Below are 21,273 nucleotides of genomic sequence, written 5' to 3' on the forward strand. Positions count from 1 at the left end.
TCACGAATCCCCGCATGGATGAGCGCGGCGGTGCTATCGGTTACCGGGCGGCCGCAGCGCGGTCGCGGGCGAAGGCGGCAAACCAAACCAGGCTCGCGGGATTGGCCATGGTGTCGGGATTCGCCACGTTCTCCAGCGGCTGGCCCAGCAGCAGCTTCTTGATCGGCAGCTCCATCTTCTTGCCTGACAACGTGCGGGGAATGGCTGCCACCTGGAATACTTCGTTCGGTACGTGCCGGGCCGACAGCGCCACCTTGATACGGTCGCGGATGGTGGCCTTCAGTCCTGGCGTCAGTTCGACATCGGGCCGCAGGACAACGAACAGCGGCATGTAGGATTCGCGCCCGAGGTATTCGAGATCGACGACCATGCTGTCCAGCACTTCAGGCAACTCCTCTACGGCCCGGTAGAGCTCGCTCGTACCCATGCGGATGCCGTGCCGGTTGATGGTGGCGTCCGAGCGGCCATAGATGATGGCACCGCCACGCGGCGTGATGCGCACCCAGTCGCCGTGGCGCCAGATGCCGGGATAGGTATCGAAGTAGCTGTCGCGATACCGCAAATTGTCCTTGTCGTTCCAGAAATAGAGGGGCATCGATGGCATGGGTGCCGTGCAGACGAGTTCTCCTACCTCGTCAGTCACCGCTTTTCCAGCCTCGTCGAAGGCCTCGACCCGCGCGCCGAGGCAGCGGCACTGCATTTCCCCGAGGTAGACCGGCAGTGTGGGAACGCCGGCGACGAAACAGCCCGCGAAATCTGTCCCGCCCGACAGCGCATTTATCCACACCGGGCCGACGCGGTCGAGAATCCAGCGGTAGCTCTCGGGCGACAGTGGCGATCCCGTCGACCCGATCGCGCGCAGGTGCGACAGGTCGGCTGCCGCGCGCGGCTCGACACCGGATTTGAGGCACGACTGGAAATACGCCGCGCCAGCGCCGAAGAAGGTGACCTTCGCCTCGTCGATGAACCGCCACAACGTCTCCATGTTCGGGTAGCCCGGATTGCCGTCGAACAGGCACACGGTCGCCCCGGCCAGCAATCCGCCGACCTGCAGGTTCCACATGATCCAGCCGGTGCTGGCCTGCCAGCAGAAGCGGTCGCCCGGATGCAGGTCCAGATGGAGCGTGGTGAGCTTGACATGCTCGAGCACGATGCCGCCCTGCGAATGGACAATGGGCTTCGGCAGGCCGGTCGTGCCCGAGGAGTAGACAATCCAGAGCGGGTGGTCGAACGGCACATGCTCGGGATCGAGCGGGACGTCCAATGAGATCGCTTCCGCCCACGCGACGCCGCCGCGAAACTCGTAGCACGACGATTCATCAGCGAGCCCGGGCACCAGCAGGACCCGCTCCACGCTTGGCAACTGCTCCAACAGCGCGTGCAGGAGCGTGCGGCGGTCGAACGCCTTGCCACCGTAGTGATAGCCGTCGACCGCGATCATCACCTTGGGCTCGATCTGGCGGAAGCGATCCAGGACCGCCAACTCGCCTATGTCGGGCGCACATGCCGACCACACCGCACCGATGCTTGCCACCGCCAGGAATGCAACGATGGCCTGCGGCGTATTCGGCAGGAACGCTGCCACGCAGTCGCCGCAGTCCACGCCCATGCCGCGCAGCGATGCCGCCACCGACGCGACCTGCCGTTCGAGCTCGGCCCAGCTCATCTCGCCGGTTTCACCGACCTCATTGCGATAGACGATAGCGGGGTGATCCGTCGTGGCATGGCGAAACACCTGCTCGACGTAGTTCATTTGAACGCCCGGGAACCACGTGGCGCCCGGCATGCTGGCCTCGGCAAGCGCGACTATGGGCATCTGCGGTGACGCAATGTCCGCCCATTCCCACAGTGCCAGCCAAAAGTCGCCGATATGGTCGACCGACCATCGCCACAGGGCGTCGTAGTCGGCGAAGGACAGGCCGCGCTCCCGCTCGAGCCACTGCATGAACGCCGTGACGCGTGCGCGGCGGATGGTTTCGGGTGACGGTGACCATGCGGGCACGGCCGCCGCTACGGCTTCAGGCAGGCCGGCAGCGGATATCGAAGTGCTGGAAATGCTCATTGCTGGGTACTCATCTTGGCTGCGTCCTGTAACGACGCAGCCTGGAGGTTTGGATGCTGCGCGAGGTCAGGCGGATACCGCCACAGGCGATGCCGCAGTGGAAGCGACATCCAGGCGGATATTGGCGAAGTTTGCGAGTTCCGATTCGTAGGTGCGCATGGCGCGCAGGAAGCACAGTGCGGCAAGCAGGCCAAATGCGGGCATGACTGCGAGCGCCGTCTGCAGGCCCCAGGCATCGGATACGAGGCCGCCCACGAAGGGCCCGACAGCCAGGCCAAACAGGTTCTGGAACAGGGACAGCATGGCCGCGCCAGTGGAGCGCACGCCCGGATGGATTACGTTGAACACCACACTCGAAGCCGGCGCCACCGAGCACATCATCATCAGGCCGCCAAGCGCGATCAGCAGGAACTGCTGGTTGGGGGCCATCGAGCCGCCAAACGCGGTCACGAAGACCACCAGCGTCGCCGTGGCGAGCGTGGCCATCATCACGAGCTTGTTGCGAGGCCGGCGTACCGCGACGGCGTCTGCGGCCACGCCCCAGATGAAAGAGCCCGCCGCTCCGCAGAGCACGATAACCGCGGCTTGCATGGCCGCCTTGTCCGCGGCGACGCCATGATACCGGTGGAAATAGCTGGGCAACCAGGACCAGATCGTCGATACGACAATGAGCTGGAACGCGGCGCCGAGGCATGTCCACCAGACGGCAGGCGAACCGGACAGAGTCGTGGCGATCTGCCTGGCGAACCCCGTCACGGATTGCTTCGCTTGATCCATGCGCGGGGCGAGCGCGACGGTCTTGTAGTCCGGCACCAGCAGGTACAGAAAAGCCAGGACCAGCCCCGGGATGCCCACCACACCGAACGCCGCCTGCCAGCCCCAGTGGGCCGCGATGACACCGCCCAGCACCACGCCAAGCACGGAGCCGATCGATGCAGCAGCGAGAAACGCGCCGAGCAGGGTAGCGCGCAGGCGCTTCGGAAACAGGCTCGCAATCAGGGCGCCGCCCACCGAGCCGTAGCCGGTCTCGCCAGCGCCCACGAGGGCCCGCGCGAGGAAGAGCTGGCTGTAATTGCGCGTGAACATGCAGGAGATCGTGGCCAGGCTCCACACTGTGGCCATGACGAAGATGCTCTTGACCCGGCTGCAGCGGTCAGCAAGCAGCGCAACAGGAAGGCCGCCCACAGCGACGACAATGGAGATGATCGACACCAGCCCGCCGAGTTGCATGTCGGACAAGCCCCAGGCAGCCTTCATGTGGGGGAACAGCGAAACGATGACTTGGCGGTCAATGTAATCGAACAACATCAGCGCAAAGGTCATCGCGAAGGCGAACCAGGCCTTGGGCCGGCCGACGAGATAGCCGTCGCGGCCTTCTGTACCCGAGGCGGCGGAATGAAGATTCATGGTTTGTGTCTCCAGCTCGGTAGCTTTCTCATGGAAAGCTACCTTTCATGTTTGCCGACTTCCCATCAGCGGGGCGGCTTCTCAGCCTGAATACTGCCCAGCCCCTTCGGATGAGAGGCCGGGCGACACTGGGATCAGGCCGCGCGCAGCGGAACGCCTCGTACACCGGGCTGGCGGTTGGGCGCCATGCCGTTAGCCGCGAGCGTCTCGTCGACGCTGTCGTACCAGGTACCGATGCGGTAGATCTCCCGCGCTTCCTTGCCACTGGCGATCTCGCGACCCAGTTCGTGGGCAACGCGCACGCACTGCTGCACCTGCTGGACCGATGTCATGCGATTGTCGCGCTGGTCGGTCAGCGTGTCTTCGGTGCCCACGCGGGGATGGAAGCCCATCGCCAAGGACATCATGTTGAGCGGAAGGACGTTCCTGAGAAGGGATTCCGAGGTGATGCAGATGCCGTCAGCGGCGCGCTGTATCAGGTTCATGAAGTTGAACGGGTTGGGGCCGTCGGCACCGCCGGCGATACCGATCCAGGTCAGGTTCACCGGGCCCTTGTAGATGCCGCGGCGGATCATGCGCTCCAGCGTGTCATAGGAATGAATGCCAGCCAACTGAAAATGCGGCTGGATGCCAGCGGCCTGGAGGCGCCTAAGGTGCTCTTCGACCCAGCCCGGACCTGCCGGCACGGTCATCTCACGGTAGGCGTGCGCCAAGGCCGGCTCGGCGAGCGACGTTCCCCTCACTGCCTCAGGCGTCATCAACTCCATGATATTCATCTGCGTGGTGTTGATGGCCACCGTGACCTGGTCCGGCTTGGGATCCAGTTCGGCCAGCATGTGGCGGGCGTCGTCGGACAGCCACTTCGCGGCCTGTCCATCGTCTTCGGGAGCAAAGGAGATGGAGCCGCCCACCTGGATAATCATGTCCGGCACGGCCTTGCGCACGCCGGCGATCAATTCGTTGAACTTGGAAAGGCGCTTGGAGCCCTTGCCGTCCAGTTCGCGCACATGCAGGTGCAGCACCCGGGCGCCGGCCTCGTAGCAGTCCACGGCCTTTTGGATCTGTTCCTCCATCGTCACAGCGATGTCTTCAGGGAAGTCGGACGGCATCCATTCCGGCGCATATGGGGCGACGGTGATGACCACCTTCTGCTGGTTTTCGGGGTGCAGCGAGTCGTCGAGGAATTGCATGGTTTGTCTCCTTCAGTGTCTGGTTGGGTACGGGCTCAACTTTAGGTCGCCGGTGCGGTAGACTCTTTCGTTCAGGCGCCAATTTTTTTCGTTTTAGCGCCACTCCGGGGAATCCCCTAGGACGCCGTGAGAGGATCCCCCGGGCGACCCGATGCAGTGCACTGGAGCACAAAGTGACGGAACCGATGGTTCGGGCAAGAGCCTTGAGCGGCTATCTACAGGTAGCCCGGAGGTCTGGGCTCGCCCCCCAGGAATTACTGCGGCAAGTACGGCTCGACGCGACAGTCTTGGCCGACCTGCAGCGTCGTATTCCTATCTCGGCCGTCTGCCAGTTGCTGGAAGCGGCCTCTACCAGCGCAAAATGCCCGACATTCGGCCTACAGATGGCCGACACGCGCCAGGCATTCGACTTCGGCGTCCTTGACCTGTTGCTGTCGCACAAGCGAACCCTGCGCGAGTTGCTCCTGGCGGCAGTGCAATATCGGCATCTACTCAACGAAGCTCTGGCGATCCACGTCGAGGATGGCCGGGAAATGGTGGTTGTACGTGAGGAAATCATTGCCGAGGCGGGAATTTCGACCCGCCAGGCAACGGAACTTGCCGTTGGGCTATTGGCGCGAACCTTTGTCGGCCTGCTCGGCGAGCACTGGAAGCCGCGAAGCGTCAACTTCGCCCACCCCGGCCCGCCGGATCTGAGCTTCCATCGACGTTTCTTCGGATGTCCGGTTGTCTTCGACAGCGATTTCAACGGCATCGTTTGCGCCGCCGAAGACCTTGACCGCCCAAATCCGAATGCCGATCCGGAACTGGTCAGATATGCGGAAAGCTTGGCCAAGCCGCTCAACGTGTCAGGGCCAGGTTCAATTGTCCTGGATGTGCGCAAGGCAATTCACCTCCTTCTGCCGATCGAGCAGGCTACGGTCGACGAGGTGGCCAGCCACCTGCATCTGAGCGTGCGCACGATGCAGCGTCAGCTTGAACTGGCAGGCACGACGTTCTCGAGTTTGATCGAGGAGGTGCGCCAGGAGCTTGCCGTGCGCTATCTGACCAACTTGCGCTATCCGATTGGGAGGGTGGCAACGCTACTTGGATACTCCAGGCAGTCATCGTTCACCCAGTGGTTCACTGCACGGTTCGGCATGAATCCTCGCGCGTGGCGATCTTCACAGGAGAATAAAGTTTCGTCTCCAATAAGCTAACCCAAGCAGAAGTTACGAACGACCGCCCCTGGGCCGACTCTGTTACCCGCAAGGACTCAGTTACAACGCACCGGCAGAAACGGCTTAATGGGAACGGCACGGCGTCCTGATACTGCCCGCCAGCGAAATGTCTGGTTTGGCCGATGACGGGACAGGCACGATCGGCGGCGAATGTCTCTTGTCTGGTGTGGAGGTGACGTTCGAACGTCCATGTGGATGACTAGACGAACGACGGGAGATGGCCGGAAAGGGACCTCGGCCCGCTGCAACTCAGTCGTCTCTTCCCGACCCATTTCGGTCCTTCAATCTTCCGCGAAACGGTCATTCAACGTTGAACCGATTCGGCCATCTGGTGTCTTATGGCTGGCTAGGCCAGGCATTAACTTTTTTCTACAGTCGGTGAAACGCGTCGGACGGAACGAGGCCGGCAGCAGCCAAAAACATAAGGGCCGGTAATCCAGCCCTTATGGCAGACTCGTATCTGGACTCGTATCCTTGCCTTCTACCGGCGCCGTTTATCAACGGTCGAATAATCATTTAGGCAACTTCATCGGCACGTTCGCGGGTGCTGGGTCAGGTGTATTCAATAAACTGTCTATATCGTGAATAACACCGTAGAGCGCAACAAGTGCTTTTTCCTTGGCTACATCGTGTCCACCAACGACACGGGTCATCTGGGAAGGGGACAGTTCGTCCTCCTGATGCAGGTCAACAATAGTCAGCGTGTTCATTTCGAATCTCCAATCAGGGTTTGAGCAGTTGTAATTTACGCTCGCTAAACTACTAAGCACGATCTGTGCCAATACGCCTCCGGCACGCGCTGCGGCGTAACATACTCTTTAATATAGAAATTTAAAACCTCCCGCTTCTTTGCCAGCGACTCAAGGTATGCGGCATGTTGGCTCTATTCCAACACGTGACAATCTTCTGTTGGTTATTTAAAAACACAGAGCCGTCGGCCCCGGGATCAGACCGGTTGCACACGGAGTGTTTCACGGAGAGGAAGCGGCGTAGTCTGCGTGAAATGGTCGCGCAGTGTCTGCGTTAAGACCGTGCCGCGGGTGGTATCGAGCAGTCATGTCGCCGTAGCCGCCAGTTATCACAGCTAGCTGCATGAGCTCGTTAGAATGGGACAACGGAAAACTTCTAATGGACCGATTTCCTGATGCAGTTCTGTTAGTAATTCAAGCGGCGAGTGCGCGGTCTCGGTGCCGACGGATTGTCGACGGTCTGCACACTGTCCTCACCGACCGATACTGGCCGGCAGGCGACCTCCGCTGGTCGGATCCCCCTCGGCTTATGGCGACCCACTTAGCGTTGTTTCCACCTAGTGTTCCAAGGCTGCAAATAGGCTTCTCTGCGTCCAGGATGACGCCTTAGACTGGACAGCGGCATTCGTCGACGCGTCAACGTCCTTCCCAGAGCCATTAAAGCTTTGCGGCGGCGCGGCCGCACGAGGAGCAATGTTGCAATTTTGCAAAGCGGGTGCGCCTTCCCCTTGTGTCCCAGGAAGATGTGAGGCTAAACTCTTTCCCGTCAGTCTCCGCTAGGAGCTGAAGAGGTGCCAGCACGAGCTACTTGGCTGGTTCCCGTGTATGCCTTGTTAAGGGCGAGCGGGTTTCGAAGTTTCCGAAATCTTCCTGAACATAGGATCGCTCATGCCCTCGACTCTCGCGCGTCTGCGCGCCCGTGCCTTCCATCGTCAATCCGGTCGTTGCTTCTATTGCTGCTGCCCCATGTGGGAGCAATTCATGGAAGCGTTCGCAGCGACCTTCCATCTCTCCAGTCGGCAGGCTCGACACCTTCAATGCACGGCCGAGCATCTACATGCCCGGGTCGATGGCGGTGGGAACTCCGAAAGCAACATCGTGGCCGCCTGCCGGCTTTGCAACGCCCGCCGACACCAGGGCAAAGCAGCGCGGGACGCGGCCCATCACAAGGAATACGTAGAGCGGCTCATGGGCCGGAGACGGTGGCACCACCCCTGGGTCTTCGAGAAGCTGCTGCGTTCAGGCGGGGCGGTGAACCCGCCGCCCCCCGCCGCCCCCCGCCGCCGTCGGCACCGATTGCTGATTTCCACGCTTGGACTCCTTCGGTCGCCCCGTCACGACCGCTTGGCTGCGGCCAGCGGCTGGACCGCATCCGACCCATCTCCGGCATTCGCCAGTTCAGGGTAGAACGGCCGAGTCGGCCGACAATTGGTCCTTCGCACGTAGCTTGAGCGGCCGCTGCGTCCCGCTGAGCGGTCGTTCATGAAGGCGAGGCTTGCCGTGTGTGCGCCTCGCGAGCCTTCAGCCAGCGGCCGCGTGCCCGCTCTGAACAGGCCAGCGAGATGACTGCCACATGCTTAGCCTGCTGCCTTGGTCATTAGATGGTCGCCATACTGCTCCCGTAGCCGGTTCTTCTGGATCTTGCCCGTAGCGCCCAAAGGAATCGTGTCGATGAAGACCACATCGTCCGGCGTCCACCACTTCGCGATCTTCCCTTCGTAGAAGCCAAGCAACTGCTCGCGGGAAAGCTCGGTTCCCGCTTTCTTGACCACGATGAGAAGCGGCCGCTCGTCCCATTTCGCGTGTTTCGCAGCAATGCATGCGGCCTGAGAGACTGCCGGATGTGCCATCGCGATGTTTTCCAAGTCGATGGAGCCAATCCACTCGCCCCCAGACTTGATGACGTCCTTGCTGCGATCGGTGATTTGCATGAAGCCATCGACATCGATGGTGGCCACATCGCCGGTCGGGAACCATGCTTGCCCTTCGTGATCAACCTGCAGAGGACCGTCCCCTTCGTTCCTGAAGTAGTCGCGCACCACCCATGGACCACGCACCAACAGGTCACCAGAAGTCGCGCCGTCCCAGGGCAACTCCATGCCGTCAGCGCCAACGATCTTCATGTCTACGCCAAACGCTACACGACCTTGTTTGGATTGCATGGCATAACGCTCTTCCGGCGACATCTCAAAGTGCTTGGCTTTCATGGTGCCGACGGTTCCGATCGGGCTCAGTTCAGTCATCCCCCAGGCGTGCAATACGGCTACGCCGTAGGTTTCCTGGAACTTGCGCAACATGGCCGGGGGGCAGGCCGCCCCACCGATGATGGTGCGTCTCATGCTCGAGAATTGCTGGCCTGTTTCCTCAAGATGACCAAGCAGGCCTTGCCAGACAGTCGGAACGCCGGCGGAGAGAGTAACCTGCTCGGTTTCGAGCAGTTCATACAGCGATTTGCCATCCAAAGCCGGTCCGGGGAATACAAGTTTGGCCCCGACCATGCACGCGATGTACGGAAGTCCCCAGGCGTTGACATGGAACATCGGCACCACTGGCAGGATCACGTCGCGCGCCGAACAGTTCAGCGCATCAGGCAGCGCGGCCGCATAGGTGTGCAGCAGCGATGAGCGATGGCTGTACAGGGCCCCTTTCGGGTTGCCCGTCGTGCCAGAGGTGTAGCAGAGCGTACTGGCGACGTCCTCGTCGAGGATCGGCCAGGCGTAGTCGGATGAACCCTGCTGGATCAGGTCTTCATAGCACAGCAGGTTGTCAATGCCGGCGTCCTTCGGCATGTGGGCGCGATCGGTCATGGCGACAAACGCCTTGACCGTCTCGCAGCGGCCGGCGACGGCCTTGATCAACGGCAGGAAGGTCAGGTCGAAGAAGATGTACTGGTCTTCGGCGTGATTCGCGATGTAGGCGACCTGGTCTTCATGCAGGCGAGGGTTGATGGTATGCAGAATGGCACCCATGCCGGAGACGCCGTAGTACAACTCCAGGTGCCGATAGCCATTCCATGCCAGCGTGCCGATCCGATCGGAGGACTTGACACCTAGGCTGGTCAGCGCGCTGGCCATCTGACGCGCGCGACGGTGGCAGTCACGGAAGGTGTATCGATGTATATCGCCCTCCACCCGCCGGGACACGATCTCCGTATCGCCATGATGGCGGTCGGCATGCACAATGAGTGCGGAGATCAACAACTGCTTTTGCATCATCAAGCCATTCATGGCATCGTTCCGTTCGTAATGTCTGTGATCGGGGAGCGAGCAGATGGCCGTACCCCTCGGTCAGGTTCTGCTTCAAAGGCGCGAACCGAGACCGTGTGCGTGTTTCCCCTCTCCTGGGTCTTTGCGATCAGGCGACGGCTCTGGCGGCGGGAGAGAGCGCGATGTGGAATGGGCTGCGTAGTCGGTGCACGCAGCCATCTTCTCGGCGCCATTGACCTGCGATGACTCGGCGTGGTGCCGGAGTCTTGATATGGCCGTACCGTCTGTTGCGTCTTGCGGGCGACGCACGGAATGACACGGGGACCCGGGGGGATATCGGGCGTCCCCGTGAAATCCAGATCAGTTGAATGCCGTGAGGTCCTTCGGCTTGATGTCATGCTGCTCGCAATAGGTAAGATAGCGCTGCAGCCCGGTCTTCCAGTTTTCAAACGCGACGATGTTTTCGTTCTCGTCGAGGAACAGGAGATCGCCGGTTACCTGAACGAGTGTGACCACATATCCGCCCCCGCCTTCCGTGACAACTTCAGGCGTGTGCGTCGATGCGGCGGTCTCATACACGACGCTGCCGGGCCCGGCGACCCAGTCGTGCTCCTTGTATTTCCACTTGCCTTCGATCGTGTAGACCATGACCGTACCGGTGTGGTGGTGCTTGGGCAGTTGCATGTCGAGCGGTGACTTCATCATGACGATCCATTCACCCCGGATTGGGTCAAGCTTGAAGTACTTCAGCAGGACGTTTTCTGCATAAGGCGTAAACGGTACCCACGGCAGCGACTCGCCATCGATGACTGCGGTGTCGACGTGTTCGTAAAGCATATCTGTCTCCATTGGTGTTGTTGTGGTCGAAAATTGGTAAAGGTGGCAGGGTTGCCCGCGCAACTGCGACAGGCGGGAAGCCCTGGATTTGTCGTAGTGACCCGTTCGGTTCAGGCCAGCGGGGTCCCCGCGAGGGTGGCGCGCAGCATCTTTCTTGGCGCATTGCCATAGTCAGCCACTGCGTAGTGCTGAACCTGCAGGTTGTCCCACATGGCAACCGTATTGGTTCTCCACTTCAGGCGTACCTGGTATTCCGGAATCGCGGCCTGCGAGGTCAGATAGTTCATCAGATGATGGGCCTCCGGCATGAAGTCCTGGCCATATCGGATGTCCTCGAAGTTGAAGAAATTCGAGAAATGCGTCGTGAACGTCGAGTTAACGAACAGGACCTTTTCGCCCGTCTCCGGATGGGTGAGGACAACCGGGTGCTCAGCGGCGGGGTTCTTCGCGGCCATCGCGTGACGTTCTTCGATCGGCATCTGGGCGCCAAACGTATGCTCGGCACTGTGCTTGGCGTACAAACCGTCGATCCGTTGCTTGATGGTGTCGGTCAGCTTTTCGTAGGCCATCACCATGTTGGACCACATGGTGTCTCCGCCGGATTCCGGACCCAGTTCGCAGCGCAACACCGCGCCGCGGGGCGGCGCCTTCTTGAACGTGACATCGGTATGCCAGAGGTTTTCGCGGCTGGCCTTTTCGACGAAGCTCTTGGGCTTGCTCGGGTCGAGATTGCGGTACAGCATCAGCAGCTTGTCCGCCTCCGGATGGCTCGGCGCAAGGGGATGGCCTTCCAGTTCGCCGAATTGCGCGGCGAAGTTCTGTTGCTCCATCGGCGAGATATTCTGATCGCGAAAGAACAGTACCTTATGCTTTAGCCACAGCGCCCGGATTTCGGCAATGGCGTCAGGATCTAGGGCGGCATCAGCCAGGCTGATGTTGCTGAGTTCGGCGCCGATGGCGGGCGTGCAAATCTCCACCTTGATCGAATGCTGACGCACCGATGGTCGGATAATAGCCGGTGCCATGGGTGTGGCTTGTGACGTCGCGTCTTGGGTTACGGCGGTTGCTGTCATTGATGTCTCCAATCTATGCTGGTGCGGCGGCGCGCAATATGTGCGTCCGGCGGATGTCATTTGCCCCTGTGAGCGGGGCCGGCACCGTTCCGTCGGGCAACGGAACTCATATTACGTATTACGGCCGCGATGCCATTGGCTTGACGGGACAATTTATTAGCATATTGGGACACGTGGCCAGGAGCTTGGCTGGAAAGCGGAAAGCGGAAAGCGACAGCGCCCCCGCGCAGTCCGGGCGGTAACGCCGGCAATCGCGGGATCGGGCGGGGATCTGTAGCATCAGGAACGTATGGGGTGCGGCTGGTTCAGGCAGTGTGGCTGTCCCGGATGACGGAGGGGCGCGTGAGCCGACCCCGAACCTGCCTTCCTACTTACGCGAGATGGGTCCGGCGGCCGCCTTGCTCTCCCGGTAGTGGGCGGCCCACTCCGAGGGTGTCTTGCCAAACTGGGCGCGGAACCAGCGCGAAAAGTCACCGGCAGTGGAAAAGCCGAGAAGTTCGGCGACTTCATACAATTTGCGTTTGCGGTTGGCCAGATACTCCTCGGCGAGTTCAATGCGTACAGCATTGATGATCGTTGTGACACTCTCACCCTCGGCCGCGAGGTGCCGGTTAAGGGTGCGTCGATGCATGCCAAGATGCTGGGCAACTTGATCGACGGAACAAAGTCCGCTCGGCAGCAGCATCCTGACGATCTGGCGCGCCCGCTGCGCCGGCTCGTCGCGCAGGTTGGCCAACTGCATGTCCAGCGATCGCTTCACCGCGCGATTCAGCGTCGGGTCTGCAGCAGGGATGGGCATGTCCAGGTCGCGCCTGCGGCAAACGATGGCATTGCATTCCTGTGAAAACTCGATAGCCGTGCCCAGCACGCGGTGGTGCACTTCAAGGCTGGCGGGCGGCTCATGGGTGAAACTGATCCTTAACGGCCGGAAGGTATTGCCACTCAGCACGCTAAACATCCGCAATCCGATCCCGGTCGACATTTCGATAGTCTGGCGCCAGACGCCATGCCCCCCCTGCATATTCGCGCCCACATGCAGCAGCACCACGTCGCCTGCGTCGTCAAGCCGCAATTGCACCCCGGCGTTGTGCAGGCGCATATAGCGGACGCAAGATTGCATCGCTGCGCGCAGCGTGGGCTCTTCCCGGATCGCCAGCGCCAGCATGCCCAGGTTGGCCAGGCTTCTCGTTTCCGCGAGCAACAGTCCGAAGGCCTCCTGGCCGGACAGGCGCGCCGACTCCGCCAGCAGCCACCCCACCGAATCGGCACTAATCATCAGATTCGGATCGTCGAGGACCTTGGCCGGCAGCTTGGCCATCCGCAGCATCCGAAACGGATCGAGCCCCACGGAACGGGCCACGTGTTCATAGTCGGTCAGGCTGGCACTTCGCGTTAGGGCATGCATGAATCGTCACCTGTCCCAATTTCACAAGATTCTGTCCTGACAAGCTTAGTGCAGAACAGCCTGTCAGGCTACCTTAGAGGCCGAGAACTTCAAACGATGGAGGTAGACGATGGACAAGAGAGTTGCAAGGCGTATCGGTCAGCCGCTCGCCGCATTGGGGCAAGTGGATGCCGACGACCCCGAAGCATTCAAGCACTGCTTTGCCGAAGTCAATGGCATACGCATGCATTACATCGACGAGGGGCAGGGCCCGCTCGTCATTCTGCTGCATGGTTTTCCATACCTGTGGTACATGTGGCGGCGCCAGATCGGGGCGTTGGCCGAGGCCGGCTTTCGGGTGGTCGTCCCCGATCAACGGGGATTTGGGCAAACCGATCGGCCAGATGCCATTGAAGCCTACGACATGAGTCAGTCAGTCGGCGACATGGTTGGCTTGATGGCGGCCTTGGGTGAAACGTCCGCGGTGATCGTCGGACACGATCTGGGCGCATGGGTGGCTCAAGCGGCGGCCATGATGAGGCCGGACCTGTTCCGCGGCCTTGTGATGCTCAATACTCCGGTGCCACCACGCGGAAAGATCAAACCGACCGTCGGCTTGCGGGAAATGGCGAAGGGCCGGGTGTACCACCACCTGTACTTCCAGCAGATCGGCAAGCCGGATCGCGAGTTGGCCAGCGATCCGCGCAAGACCTTGCGTAGCGTCTTCTACTCGGTCTCCGGCAGCGCCGTCGGCGCCGAACGCTGGCGCCTGTTCGTCGAACCCGGCGAGCCCATTCTCAACGCCTTCACTGAGCCGAAGGAGTTCCCGTCATGGTTGAGCGCACGAGCGATCGACTACTACGTCGATGAATACACGCGCACAGGATTTACCGGTGCGCTGAACTACTACCGCTGTCGCGACCGGAACTGGGAAATCACAGCGTTTCTGGACGGCGCGGTGGTCCGTCAGCCGAGCCTGTTCATCGGTGGCGCTGCCGACCCTTCCCTCGAACCGATCGAAATCCGCGGTATCTACGACCGGCTCGACACCTATCTACCCGGACTGCAGAAGAAGGTGCTGCTACCCGGCGTGGGCCATGCCGCGGCGGAAGAACGCGCCGATCAAGTCAACGAATTGCTCCTGGAATTTCTCGAGCAGTTCGAGCGCTAGCGTCCAGGTGGTTCGGCTGGAGGCCCGGCTCGGGCGTCCAGCGACATGACGGCTGAGCACAGGGCAGATTTCACTTTCCCTGAGAGCCGCCGTAGGGGTGAATCTAGCGGCCGTGGGGAAGCTAGGCGTACGCCGCCGCGGACACCGGAAGCAAAGAGAAAGCTGCGCACTGATGGCATTAGCAGCAGCAAAGATAGGAGACAGAACTGTGGCACTGACTATTCAAGAAACAACATGCCATGACGGTGCGCAGCCGCGATCCATTCGCGGCTATGCATGGGTCATTTTTGCGCTGACATTCGGACTGCTCTTGTCCGACTATATGTCGCGGCAAGTGCTCAACGCAGTCTTTCCGCAGCTAAAGGCGGAGTGGGGCCTGTCCGACACTCAGCTCGGGGCGCTCAGCGGCATTGTCTCGCTGGCTGTTGGCATCCTGGCGTTCCCACTCTCGCTTGCCGCCGACCGATGGGGGCGTGTACGCAGTGTGACCGCAATGGCGGCGATCTGGAGCATCGCCACCTTGCTCTGCGGCCTGTCGCACAACTATTACACGTTGCTATCAGCGCGCTTTCTGGTCGGTCTCGGCGAAGCCGCTTACGCCAGCGTTGGCATGGCCATTCTCATCAGCATGTTTCCGCCCCGGCACACCTCCATGGTAGCTGGCGCATTTATGGCGGGCAGCATGGTTGGGTCGGTAATGGGGATCGGGCTTGGCGGCTCACTGGCAAGCCAGTTCGGATGGCGGAGTGCATTCGTCGGTATGGCGATCTTTGGCATCACGCTGACCCTGCTCTATATGATGGTCGCCAATCCATCGCGGATCGAAGGGGAGAAAGGTCAATCAACCGGCAATACGCAAACTGAATCGCTGGCGACCGTCCGCGTCAGACATCTGCTGAGGGACCTGTTCTCCTCTCCGGTGTTGATCTGCGTCTATATCGGCAGCGGGCTGCAGCTATTCATCAACGGAGGCCTGCTTGCCTGGCTGCCGAGTTTCCTGAATCGAGTCTATGACATGCCACTGAGCAGGGCGGGCGGCGTCGCGGCGGTCTTCGTCCTTTGCGCCGCATGCGGAATGCCCCTATGCGGCGCACTGTCCGATCGCCTGGGACGTGGTTCGCCGCGACGGAAAATACTCTTGGCGATCACCTATAATTTGGCCTGCGGAGCATTGCTGTTCGCGGCATTTCAGTTTCCCGCCGGCTCAGCTCAACTCACTCTCATCGCATTGGCAATGTTCTTTAGCGCTGGCATTATTGGCCCGAGCGGTACGATGGTTGCGAATCTGACGCCCAAGGCGATTCACAGTACAGCCATGGCAACGCTCGCCTTGGCCTTCAATATTCTTGGGTTGGCGCCAGGTTCCATTGTGACGGGAGTATTGGCAGACCGACTGGGCCTGGCGCCCGCCTTGCAACTATTGCCACTCGCCAGTGTCGCGTCCGCCGTCGTCTTGCTGATTGGCGTGCGTCATCTGCGCGGCGAGCGCTGACACAAGGCTGCGGAAGTTCTTATTGACGTTGCCAGTTGCAACTTATGAACGGCCGCTCTTCGCCCGAGAACGGCCTTCCGAGCCGAATTTGCGATCGTCTCTTTCGACGTACTCGGTCATCCGACGCACCGACTTCGGATGACTCAAACTGGCCGGCAAGCGACGACCGCAATCGCCGGGCGACCTGTCGTACCGGGTATGAAAATCACGGGGTAGTCCACAAAATCCCCAAAGAAGACAGGGGGCAAAGTTTGATGCATTCTCGGCCTGCCTAGACGCGGAAGAGGCTGGTCAGTATGCCGTAAAACTCCAGGACTTGTTGATCGCCACATCATTTCGCGAGCCGACGAAAGTCGCTGTGTATGTGCCGGCAGCGATGGGCTGCGTGGGGAGCAGGAACACTACCCCTCGAAACAAGCTCGCGTCCTCGACAGCCGAAGCAACCGAGCCAGCCTTGGATTCGGCAGGCACCAGGATGCGAGCCGGTACGCGACTGCCGCCAGGCCCCGTCAGGATGAAGTTCGAGACTGTCAGCACGTCAGATGGCTTTTCAACGTTGACGCGGAACATGATGGGGGGACCGGCTCTGGCCAGATCGGGCGCTGGATTCGGGATCTCGGTGCCAGGAATGAACAAGCCGTGGACGTTGGCATTGTCGGCTGGGTAGTGGGCGCCAGTGCCGGGAGGCAGTTGTTGGCCGCCCCACTGGGCGAGGCCATAGCCGCCGGTTCCGGCTGCGGTCACCACACCAAAGTTCGTCACGCAGTAATTGTCATGCATGGCGAGGCCGATGGTCTCCTGATTGCTGGTAATCCCTTGCAGGTGGTAGACCGAGTTCGCCATCGAGGCAAGACAGCGGCCAATCTCGCCGTTGTAGGCATTCTGTCCAACCCATTGCTTGTGCCAGCCGCCTACGGTGAGTACTTGCTGGTACGGATCGGGACTGGTGAAACCAGGATTCCCGGGGATCTCCGTGTGGCTCATCACCGCGTTGAGCTCCATATACTCCAGGTGGTTTTCGGCCGCGGCGTCCAGGGCGGCGTCTTGCCGCAACGCGCCTACACCCATTGCGATGCGCAGGGAGTTGAGCGCATTGAAGAATTCGAGGCGCGGGTCGGTTCTGGAGTAAGTGGATGTGAGCGCGATCACAGTCGAAGCAGAAGAAGACGGTTCCTTCCTGATGGTCGGTGTGCGTGGCAGGTTTGAAGCAATCGTTGGAGGGGTGGCGCCAGCGCTACCAATGCTGGCGCAGACCGCGACGAAGGTAGACATCGCGGCAATTGCGAAGAGGCTCTGTTTCACGTTTTTCCGGTTATTTTAGGTCTGTACAAGCGGGGCTAAGGATCCGCGGGTGACCCTGGCAAGTCCGCTTCCAGAGGCTTAACGTGATATCGGGAAGATTCGTGCACAGGAGCATGCGCGCCTGGTGCGACTAGCTGGGGGAGTGGGTAGGGCGCGCCGTCGGCGCCCATGCAGATGCAAGAACCTAGAGACTGTCCGGGTGCCCACGGAGAGGGATCTGAGTATTAGTGTTTGACCCTGCAATTGGGTGGCGGCACCATAGGAAAAACAGCTTATCGCCAACCTGCGGGGAGAACGAAGGTCGCAGATCGACCCATTTCGGTCCTTCAATCTTCCGCGAAGCGGTCATTCAACGTTGGGCCGATTCGGCCATCTGGTGTCTTATGGCTGGCTAGGCCAGGCATTAACTTTTTTCTACAGTCGGTGAAACGCGTCGGACGGAACGAGGCCGGCGGCAGCCAAAAACATAAGGGCCGGTAATCCAGCCCTTATGGCAGACTCGTATCCTTGCCTTCTACCGGCGCCGTTTGTCAACGGTCGAATAATCATTTAGGCAACTTCATCGGCACGTTCGCGGGTGCTGGGTCAGGTGTATTCAATAAACTGTCTATATCGTGAATAACACCGTAGAGCGCAACAAGTGCTTTTTCCTTGGCTACATCGTGTCCACCAACGACACGGGTCATCTGGGAAGGGGACAGTTCGTCCTCCTGATGCAGGTCAACAATAGTCAGCGTGTTCATTTCGAATCTCCAATCAGGGTTTGAGCAGTAATTTACGCTCGCTAAACTACTACGCACGATCTGTGCCAACTCGCCTCCGGCACGCGCTGCGGCGTAACATACTCTTTAATATAGAAATTTAAAACCTCCCGCTTCTTTGCCAGCGACTCAAGGTATGCGGCATGTTGGCTTTATTCCAACACGTGACAATCTTCTGTTGGTTATTTAAAAACACAGAGCCGTCGGCCACGGGATCAGACCGGTTGCAGACGGAGTGTTTCATGGAGAGGAAGCGGCGTAGTCTGTGCGAAATGGTCGCGCAGTGTCTGCGTTAAGACCGTGCCGCGGGTGGTATCGAGCAGTCATGTTGCCGTAGCCGCCAGTTATCACGGCTAGCTGCATGAGCTCGTTCGAATGGGACAACGGAAAACTTCTAATGGACCGATTTCCTGATGCAGTTCTGTTAGTAATTGAAGCGGCGAGTGCGCGGTGTCGGTGCCGACGGATTGTCGACGATCTGCACACTGTCCTCACCGACCGATACTGGCCGGGGAGAGCCGTCTGCCGCCTTATCGGGCAAGGGCGGCTTATCGGCCATTCCGGGCGTTCGACACGCTGAGGCGAGGCAATCGGTTGAACGTCCGCTCTATGTGTCCAACGATGCCCGCTGCCGTTCGCGGATCGCGCGATAAACCTGACTCTTCCATGACGCCCGCTCTTAGTAGCGTTACACCACTAAGGCCCGCCACCCGGAAAAGTGATTCATCGTCGATTAATCCAATTTATTGGATGCCAATAATTATTCCCAGCCAATAATTGCGGCACATTGTGAAATGCTCTATGAGGCATTTGTTGCGCTGACTGGCTGATCGCAGTGGGAACGGAACGATGCACGGGCCGAGAAGGGGAGGCTGCTGGTTGTTGAAAAGGCCGAAGAGGCCGCCATCCAGCCTCCGCTCGCCGAACGGGCGGTGAGGAGGGGTGGCAGCCGGTCATCCAACTCGATGCTGGCGATCGTCGCTTCATCGGCCAAAGCTGCCGATGAGCAGTTGGCCTTCCTGGTCCATCAGGAGCGTCCGCTTTGCAGAGCGCCGATCCGCCGCTCTCGACCATTCGCGGACCTTCGGATCCGCAGCGACGACGGGTTCTAGAGACCACCAAGCGGTCATTCGCCGACGCGCCATGAATTGCGATTTTCCAACGCTCGCAGGCCTACCAAATGGGCTCCCATGCCAAGACGACTGTGTTTGCTTTTCACCCAATGCGCATCCGCTGAATATCACGCAATGGAGGAGCGCCGAAAAGGCGTGCGTATTCTCGACTGAATTGTGATGCACTTTCATACCCGACCCGTAGGCTTGCGCTTCCCGCGTCGAGGTTCTGGCTGAGCATTAGCTGACGCGCCTCCTGAAGACGCAATTGCTTCTGGTACTGGAGCGGACTCGTCCTGGTGATGGCGCGAAAGTGCTGCCGAAACGTAGATGGGCTCATGTGTGCAGTCGCCGCAAGTTCGTCGACGCGCAGAGTCTGAGCGAAATTCAACTTGAGCCAGGCCACCGCCCTGGCGATCTGCTGACTCGGTGAACCTGTCGCCACCAACATTTGAAGTGACGGGCCATTGGCCCCCGCCAGCAGGCGCACGGCGATCTCCCGTTGAATCAACAAGGCGACGTGGGGTATCAGCTTTGGCTCATCGAGCAGTCGAACGAGGCGGATCAATGCATCCAGGACATGCGGCTCGAGGTCACTGAATGAAATTGCCCGGTCTGAACTCTCCTTCGGGGGCTGCGCCAATTCCATCTCGGCCGCCAGTTGCACGATGACGCGCGGATCCATGGCCAGCATCAGGCCAAGAAATGGAGCAGCCGGCGTAGCTACGGTCACATTCGACACGACCGGCAAGTCGATCGTGGTCAACATGGATTGCCCGGGACCGTAGTTGAATACGTCATCGCCTAGCATGACCTGCTTGCCGCCCTGAGCGACAACACCGAGGCCGAACCCGTAGATGCACGGCATGGGTTCTGCGGCGGCGCTCCTGCGGTGGAGAGTCAAGCCTGAAATTGCAGTGAAGTAGTCGCCATCGCATTGGGCAATCCGGGTGATTGCCTCGACCAGGGCATCAATGCCCGCAGCCCTGACGGGAATTCTATTGCTGTCGCTCGCGCTCATCGTCCTTCTCAGCCCTCGGATTGCTGCTCGGAGTCTAGCACCGGGCTGGAGCCCACTTACCCGGATACAGGGCTATTCGTCGGATTGTGTAAAAAGTGGGGCGGATTTGGCAAACGCTTTCGACGCCCAATCCCTCAAACTGGCTCCCGTTGATCCTTACCCGGAGCTTTCCAGATGCCGTCCCTTTTCTCGCCCTACTCCTTGAAGGGCGTCACCCTTCGTAACCGCATCGTCGTCTCCCCGATGTGCCAGTACATGGCCGAGGACGGGCACCTCAACGACTGGCACCAGAGTCACTACGCGACGCTGGCCCGCGGCGGCTCTGGACTCGTCATCGTTGAGGCGACGGCCGTGTCGCCGGAGGGACGGATCACGCCTGGCGATGCGGGTCTGTGGAGTGACTCTCACATTGCAGGCTTCGCATCTGCGGCCAAGACCATCAAGGCCGCCGGCGCCGCAGCGGGTATCCAGATTGGCCACGCCGGTCGCAAGGCCGGCTGCACTCCGCCTTGGGAGGGCGGTGCGCCGCTGGACGCGAATGACCCGCGAGCCTGGCAGCCGGTGGCGCCAAGCGCGGTGCCCTTCATGCCCTCCAGCCCGCATATGCCTCGCGAGATGAGCGTTGAGGACATCCAGCACACGCAGCAGCACTTCGTGGATGCCGCCCGCCGCGCCCTGCAGGCTGGATTCCAGTGGCTGGAACTTCATTTTGCCCATGGCTTTCTCGGCCAGAACTTCCTGTCCACTCACTCCAATGCGCGGGACGACCGCTACGGCGGCTCGCTGGAGAATCGCGCTCGCTTCCTGATCGAGACGGTGGCCGCAGTGAGAAAGGTATGGCCGGAAAGCCTTCCGCTGACTGCGCGCCTGGGTGTTGTGGAATTTGACGGACGAGAAGATGAAACGCTCGCGGAGTCTGTTCAGGTCCTGAAGTGGTTCAAGGATGCCGGCCTGGATCTCGTCGACGCGGGACTTGCGCTGTCGACCTCGGAAGAGCAGGTGCCATGGGGGCCCAATTTCCTGGTGCCCTACGCACAGCGGATTCGCTTGCAAACCGGCCTGCCAGTTGCAACGAGCTGGCAGATCACCAGCGCGCAAGAGGCCGACACCATTGTTCGCGAGGGGCAACTGGACCTCATCTTCTTCGCTCGTACCCTGCTGGCAAATCCGCATTGGCCGTTCCATGCGGCACGCGATCTCAAGGTCGAGAATGCGGCGTCGGTGTTGCCCACACCATACGCCTTCTGGTTGCAGAACTGGGCCAACTGAGAGCTGGCTACCAGCAA

At 60.4% G+C, this 21,273-nt stretch carries 16 protein-coding genes; 5 read left to right on the plus strand and 11 right to left on the minus strand.

Annotation, left to right across the window (positions count from 1 at the left end):
• Window positions 1-40: 40 nt before the first annotated feature.
• The 3 genes from ACZY0R_RS12095 to ACZY0R_RS12105 all read right to left on the minus strand — a co-directional run bounded on the left by ACZY0R_RS12095 (window position 41) and on the right by ACZY0R_RS12105 (window position 4,659).
• A complete protein-coding gene (locus tag ACZY0R_RS12095) occupies window positions 41-2,062 on the minus strand; it encodes an acetoacetate--CoA ligase (RefSeq protein ID WP_488858585.1) in 2,022 nt (673 codons plus the stop codon).
• Between the two features lie 66 nt (window positions 2,063-2,128).
• Entirely contained in the window at window positions 2,129-3,469 is a 1,341-nt protein-coding gene (locus ACZY0R_RS12100) for an MFS transporter (protein WP_488858586.1), read from the minus strand.
• A gap of 134 nt (window positions 3,470-3,603) precedes the next feature.
• A complete protein-coding gene (locus tag ACZY0R_RS12105) occupies window positions 3,604-4,659 on the minus strand; it encodes a beta-keto acid cleavage family enzyme (protein ID WP_488858588.1) in 1,056 nt (351 codons plus the stop codon).
• 185 nt (window positions 4,660-4,844) lie between these two features.
• On the opposite strand from ACZY0R_RS12105, the gene ACZY0R_RS12110 reads away from it, so the two are divergent.
• Window positions 4,845-5,858, plus strand: a complete 1,014-nt coding sequence (locus ACZY0R_RS12110) for an AraC family transcriptional regulator (RefSeq protein ID WP_488859659.1) — start codon at window positions 4,845-4,847, stop codon at window positions 5,856-5,858.
• Window positions 5,859-6,391: 533 nt separating this feature from the next.
• Here ACZY0R_RS12110 and ACZY0R_RS12115 read toward each other — a convergent pair.
• Window positions 6,392-6,589 (minus strand): hypothetical protein, encoded by a 198-nt coding sequence (locus ACZY0R_RS12115; RefSeq protein WP_488858590.1) that lies wholly within the window; start codon window positions 6,587-6,589, stop codon window positions 6,392-6,394.
• 1,020 nt (window positions 6,590-7,609) lie between these two features.
• Between ACZY0R_RS12115 and ACZY0R_RS12120 the strand changes: the two genes are divergently transcribed.
• Window positions 7,610-8,035 carry an HNH endonuclease gene (locus ACZY0R_RS12120; RefSeq protein WP_488858592.1) on the plus strand — a complete coding sequence of 142 codons (426 nt, stop codon included), beginning with the start codon at window positions 7,610-7,612 and terminating at the stop codon, window positions 8,033-8,035.
• A gap of 170 nt (window positions 8,036-8,205) precedes the next feature.
• Here the strand turns inward: ACZY0R_RS12120 and ACZY0R_RS12125 are convergent, their stop codons facing one another.
• From ACZY0R_RS12125 to ACZY0R_RS12140, 4 genes are all read right to left on the minus strand, one after another.
• Window positions 8,206-9,855, minus strand: coding sequence for a 3-(methylthio)propionyl-CoA ligase (locus ACZY0R_RS12125; protein WP_488858593.1), 1,650 nt, complete (start codon window positions 9,853-9,855; stop codon window positions 8,206-8,208).
• A gap of 339 nt (window positions 9,856-10,194) precedes the next feature.
• Window positions 10,195-10,671: a 2,4'-dihydroxyacetophenone dioxygenase family protein gene (locus ACZY0R_RS12130; protein ID WP_488858594.1), complete on the minus strand. Its 477-nt coding sequence runs from the start codon at window positions 10,669-10,671 to the stop codon at window positions 10,195-10,197.
• A gap of 110 nt (window positions 10,672-10,781) precedes the next feature.
• On the minus strand, window positions 10,782-11,696 hold the full coding sequence (locus ACZY0R_RS12135) for a TauD/TfdA dioxygenase family protein (protein ID WP_488859661.1): 915 nt from the start codon (window positions 11,694-11,696) through the stop codon (window positions 10,782-10,784).
• Window positions 11,697-12,111: 415 nt separating this feature from the next.
• Entirely contained in the window at window positions 12,112-13,149 is a 1,038-nt protein-coding gene (locus ACZY0R_RS12140; protein WP_488858595.1) for an AraC family transcriptional regulator, read from the minus strand.
• A gap of 109 nt (window positions 13,150-13,258) precedes the next feature.
• On the opposite strand from ACZY0R_RS12140, the gene ACZY0R_RS12145 reads away from it, so the two are divergent.
• Together ACZY0R_RS12145 and ACZY0R_RS12150 are read left to right on the plus strand one after the other, a co-directional pair.
• The gene (locus ACZY0R_RS12145) at window positions 13,259-14,299 is read left to right on the plus strand and encodes an alpha/beta fold hydrolase (protein ID WP_488858596.1); all 1,041 of its coding nucleotides are present in this window, start codon (window positions 13,259-13,261) and stop codon (window positions 14,297-14,299) included.
• A 208-nt stretch (window positions 14,300-14,507) separates the two neighbouring features.
• Window positions 14,508-15,791, plus strand: coding sequence for an MFS transporter (locus ACZY0R_RS12150; RefSeq protein WP_488858598.1), 1,284 nt, complete (start codon window positions 14,508-14,510; stop codon window positions 15,789-15,791).
• A gap of 291 nt (window positions 15,792-16,082) precedes the next feature.
• Here the strand turns inward: ACZY0R_RS12150 and ACZY0R_RS12155 are convergent, their stop codons facing one another.
• From ACZY0R_RS12155 to ACZY0R_RS12165, 3 genes are all read right to left on the minus strand, one after another.
• Complete coding sequence (locus ACZY0R_RS12155) at window positions 16,083-17,093, minus strand: CAP domain-containing protein (protein ID WP_488858600.1); 1,011 nt, start codon at window positions 17,091-17,093, stop codon at window positions 16,083-16,085.
• A 545-nt stretch (window positions 17,094-17,638) separates the two neighbouring features.
• Complete coding sequence (locus ACZY0R_RS12160; RefSeq protein ID WP_488858590.1) at window positions 17,639-17,836, minus strand: hypothetical protein; 198 nt, start codon at window positions 17,834-17,836, stop codon at window positions 17,639-17,641.
• 1,233 nt (window positions 17,837-19,069) lie between these two features.
• The gene (locus ACZY0R_RS12165; RefSeq protein WP_488858602.1) at window positions 19,070-19,987 is read right to left on the minus strand and encodes an AraC family transcriptional regulator; all 918 of its coding nucleotides are present in this window, start codon (window positions 19,985-19,987) and stop codon (window positions 19,070-19,072) included.
• A 174-nt stretch (window positions 19,988-20,161) separates the two neighbouring features.
• Between ACZY0R_RS12165 and ACZY0R_RS12170 the strand changes: the two genes are divergently transcribed.
• Window positions 20,162-21,256 carry an NADH:flavin oxidoreductase/NADH oxidase gene (locus ACZY0R_RS12170; RefSeq protein ID WP_488858603.1) on the plus strand — a complete coding sequence of 365 codons (1,095 nt, stop codon included), beginning with the start codon at window positions 20,162-20,164 and terminating at the stop codon, window positions 21,254-21,256.
• Window positions 21,257-21,273: the final 17 nt, after the last annotated feature.

The organism is Cupriavidus sp. F041 (assembly GCF_057814235.1).

Excerpts from the sequence above, each read along its gene's own strand:
- ACZY0R_RS12160 (WP_488858590.1), bottom strand. The coding sequence starts at position 17,836 with ATGAACACGCTGACTATTGTTGACCTGCATCAGGAGGACGAACTGTCC.
- ACZY0R_RS12120 (WP_488858592.1), top strand. The coding sequence starts at position 7,610 with ATGGAAGCGTTCGCAGCGACCTTCCATCTCTCCAGTCGGCAGGCTCGA.
- ACZY0R_RS12170 (WP_488858603.1), top strand. The coding sequence starts at position 20,162 with ATGCCGTCCCTTTTCTCGCCCTACTCCTTGAAGGGCGTCACCCTTCGT.
- ACZY0R_RS12105 (WP_488858588.1), bottom strand. The coding sequence starts at position 4,659 with ATGCAATTCCTCGACGACTCGCTGCACCCCGAAAACCAGCAGAAGGTG.
- ACZY0R_RS12115 (WP_488858590.1), bottom strand. The coding sequence starts at position 6,589 with ATGAACACGCTGACTATTGTTGACCTGCATCAGGAGGACGAACTGTCC.
- ACZY0R_RS12095 (WP_488858585.1), bottom strand. The coding sequence starts at position 2,062 with ATGAGCATTTCCAGCACTTCGATATCCGCTGCCGGCCTGCCTGAAGCC.
- ACZY0R_RS12145 (WP_488858596.1), top strand. The coding sequence starts at position 13,259 with ATGGACAAGAGAGTTGCAAGGCGTATCGGTCAGCCGCTCGCCGCATTG.
- ACZY0R_RS12165 (WP_488858602.1), bottom strand. The coding sequence starts at position 19,987 with ATGAGCGCGAGCGACAGCAATAGAATTCCCGTCAGGGCTGCGGGCATT.
- ACZY0R_RS12110 (WP_488859659.1), top strand. The coding sequence starts at position 4,845 with ATGGTTCGGGCAAGAGCCTTGAGCGGCTATCTACAGGTAGCCCGGAGG.
- ACZY0R_RS12140 (WP_488858595.1), bottom strand. The coding sequence starts at position 13,149 with ATGCATGCCCTAACGCGAAGTGCCAGCCTGACCGACTATGAACACGTG.
- ACZY0R_RS12130 (WP_488858594.1), bottom strand. The coding sequence starts at position 10,671 with ATGCTTTACGAACACGTCGACACCGCAGTCATCGATGGCGAGTCGCTG.
- ACZY0R_RS12125 (WP_488858593.1), bottom strand. The coding sequence starts at position 9,855 with ATGAATGGCTTGATGATGCAAAAGCAGTTGTTGATCTCCGCACTCATT.
- ACZY0R_RS12135 (WP_488859661.1), bottom strand. The coding sequence starts at position 11,696 with ATGGCACCGGCTATTATCCGACCATCGGTGCGTCAGCATTCGATCAAG.
- ACZY0R_RS12100 (WP_488858586.1), bottom strand. The coding sequence starts at position 3,469 with ATGAATCTTCATTCCGCCGCCTCGGGTACAGAAGGCCGCGACGGCTAT.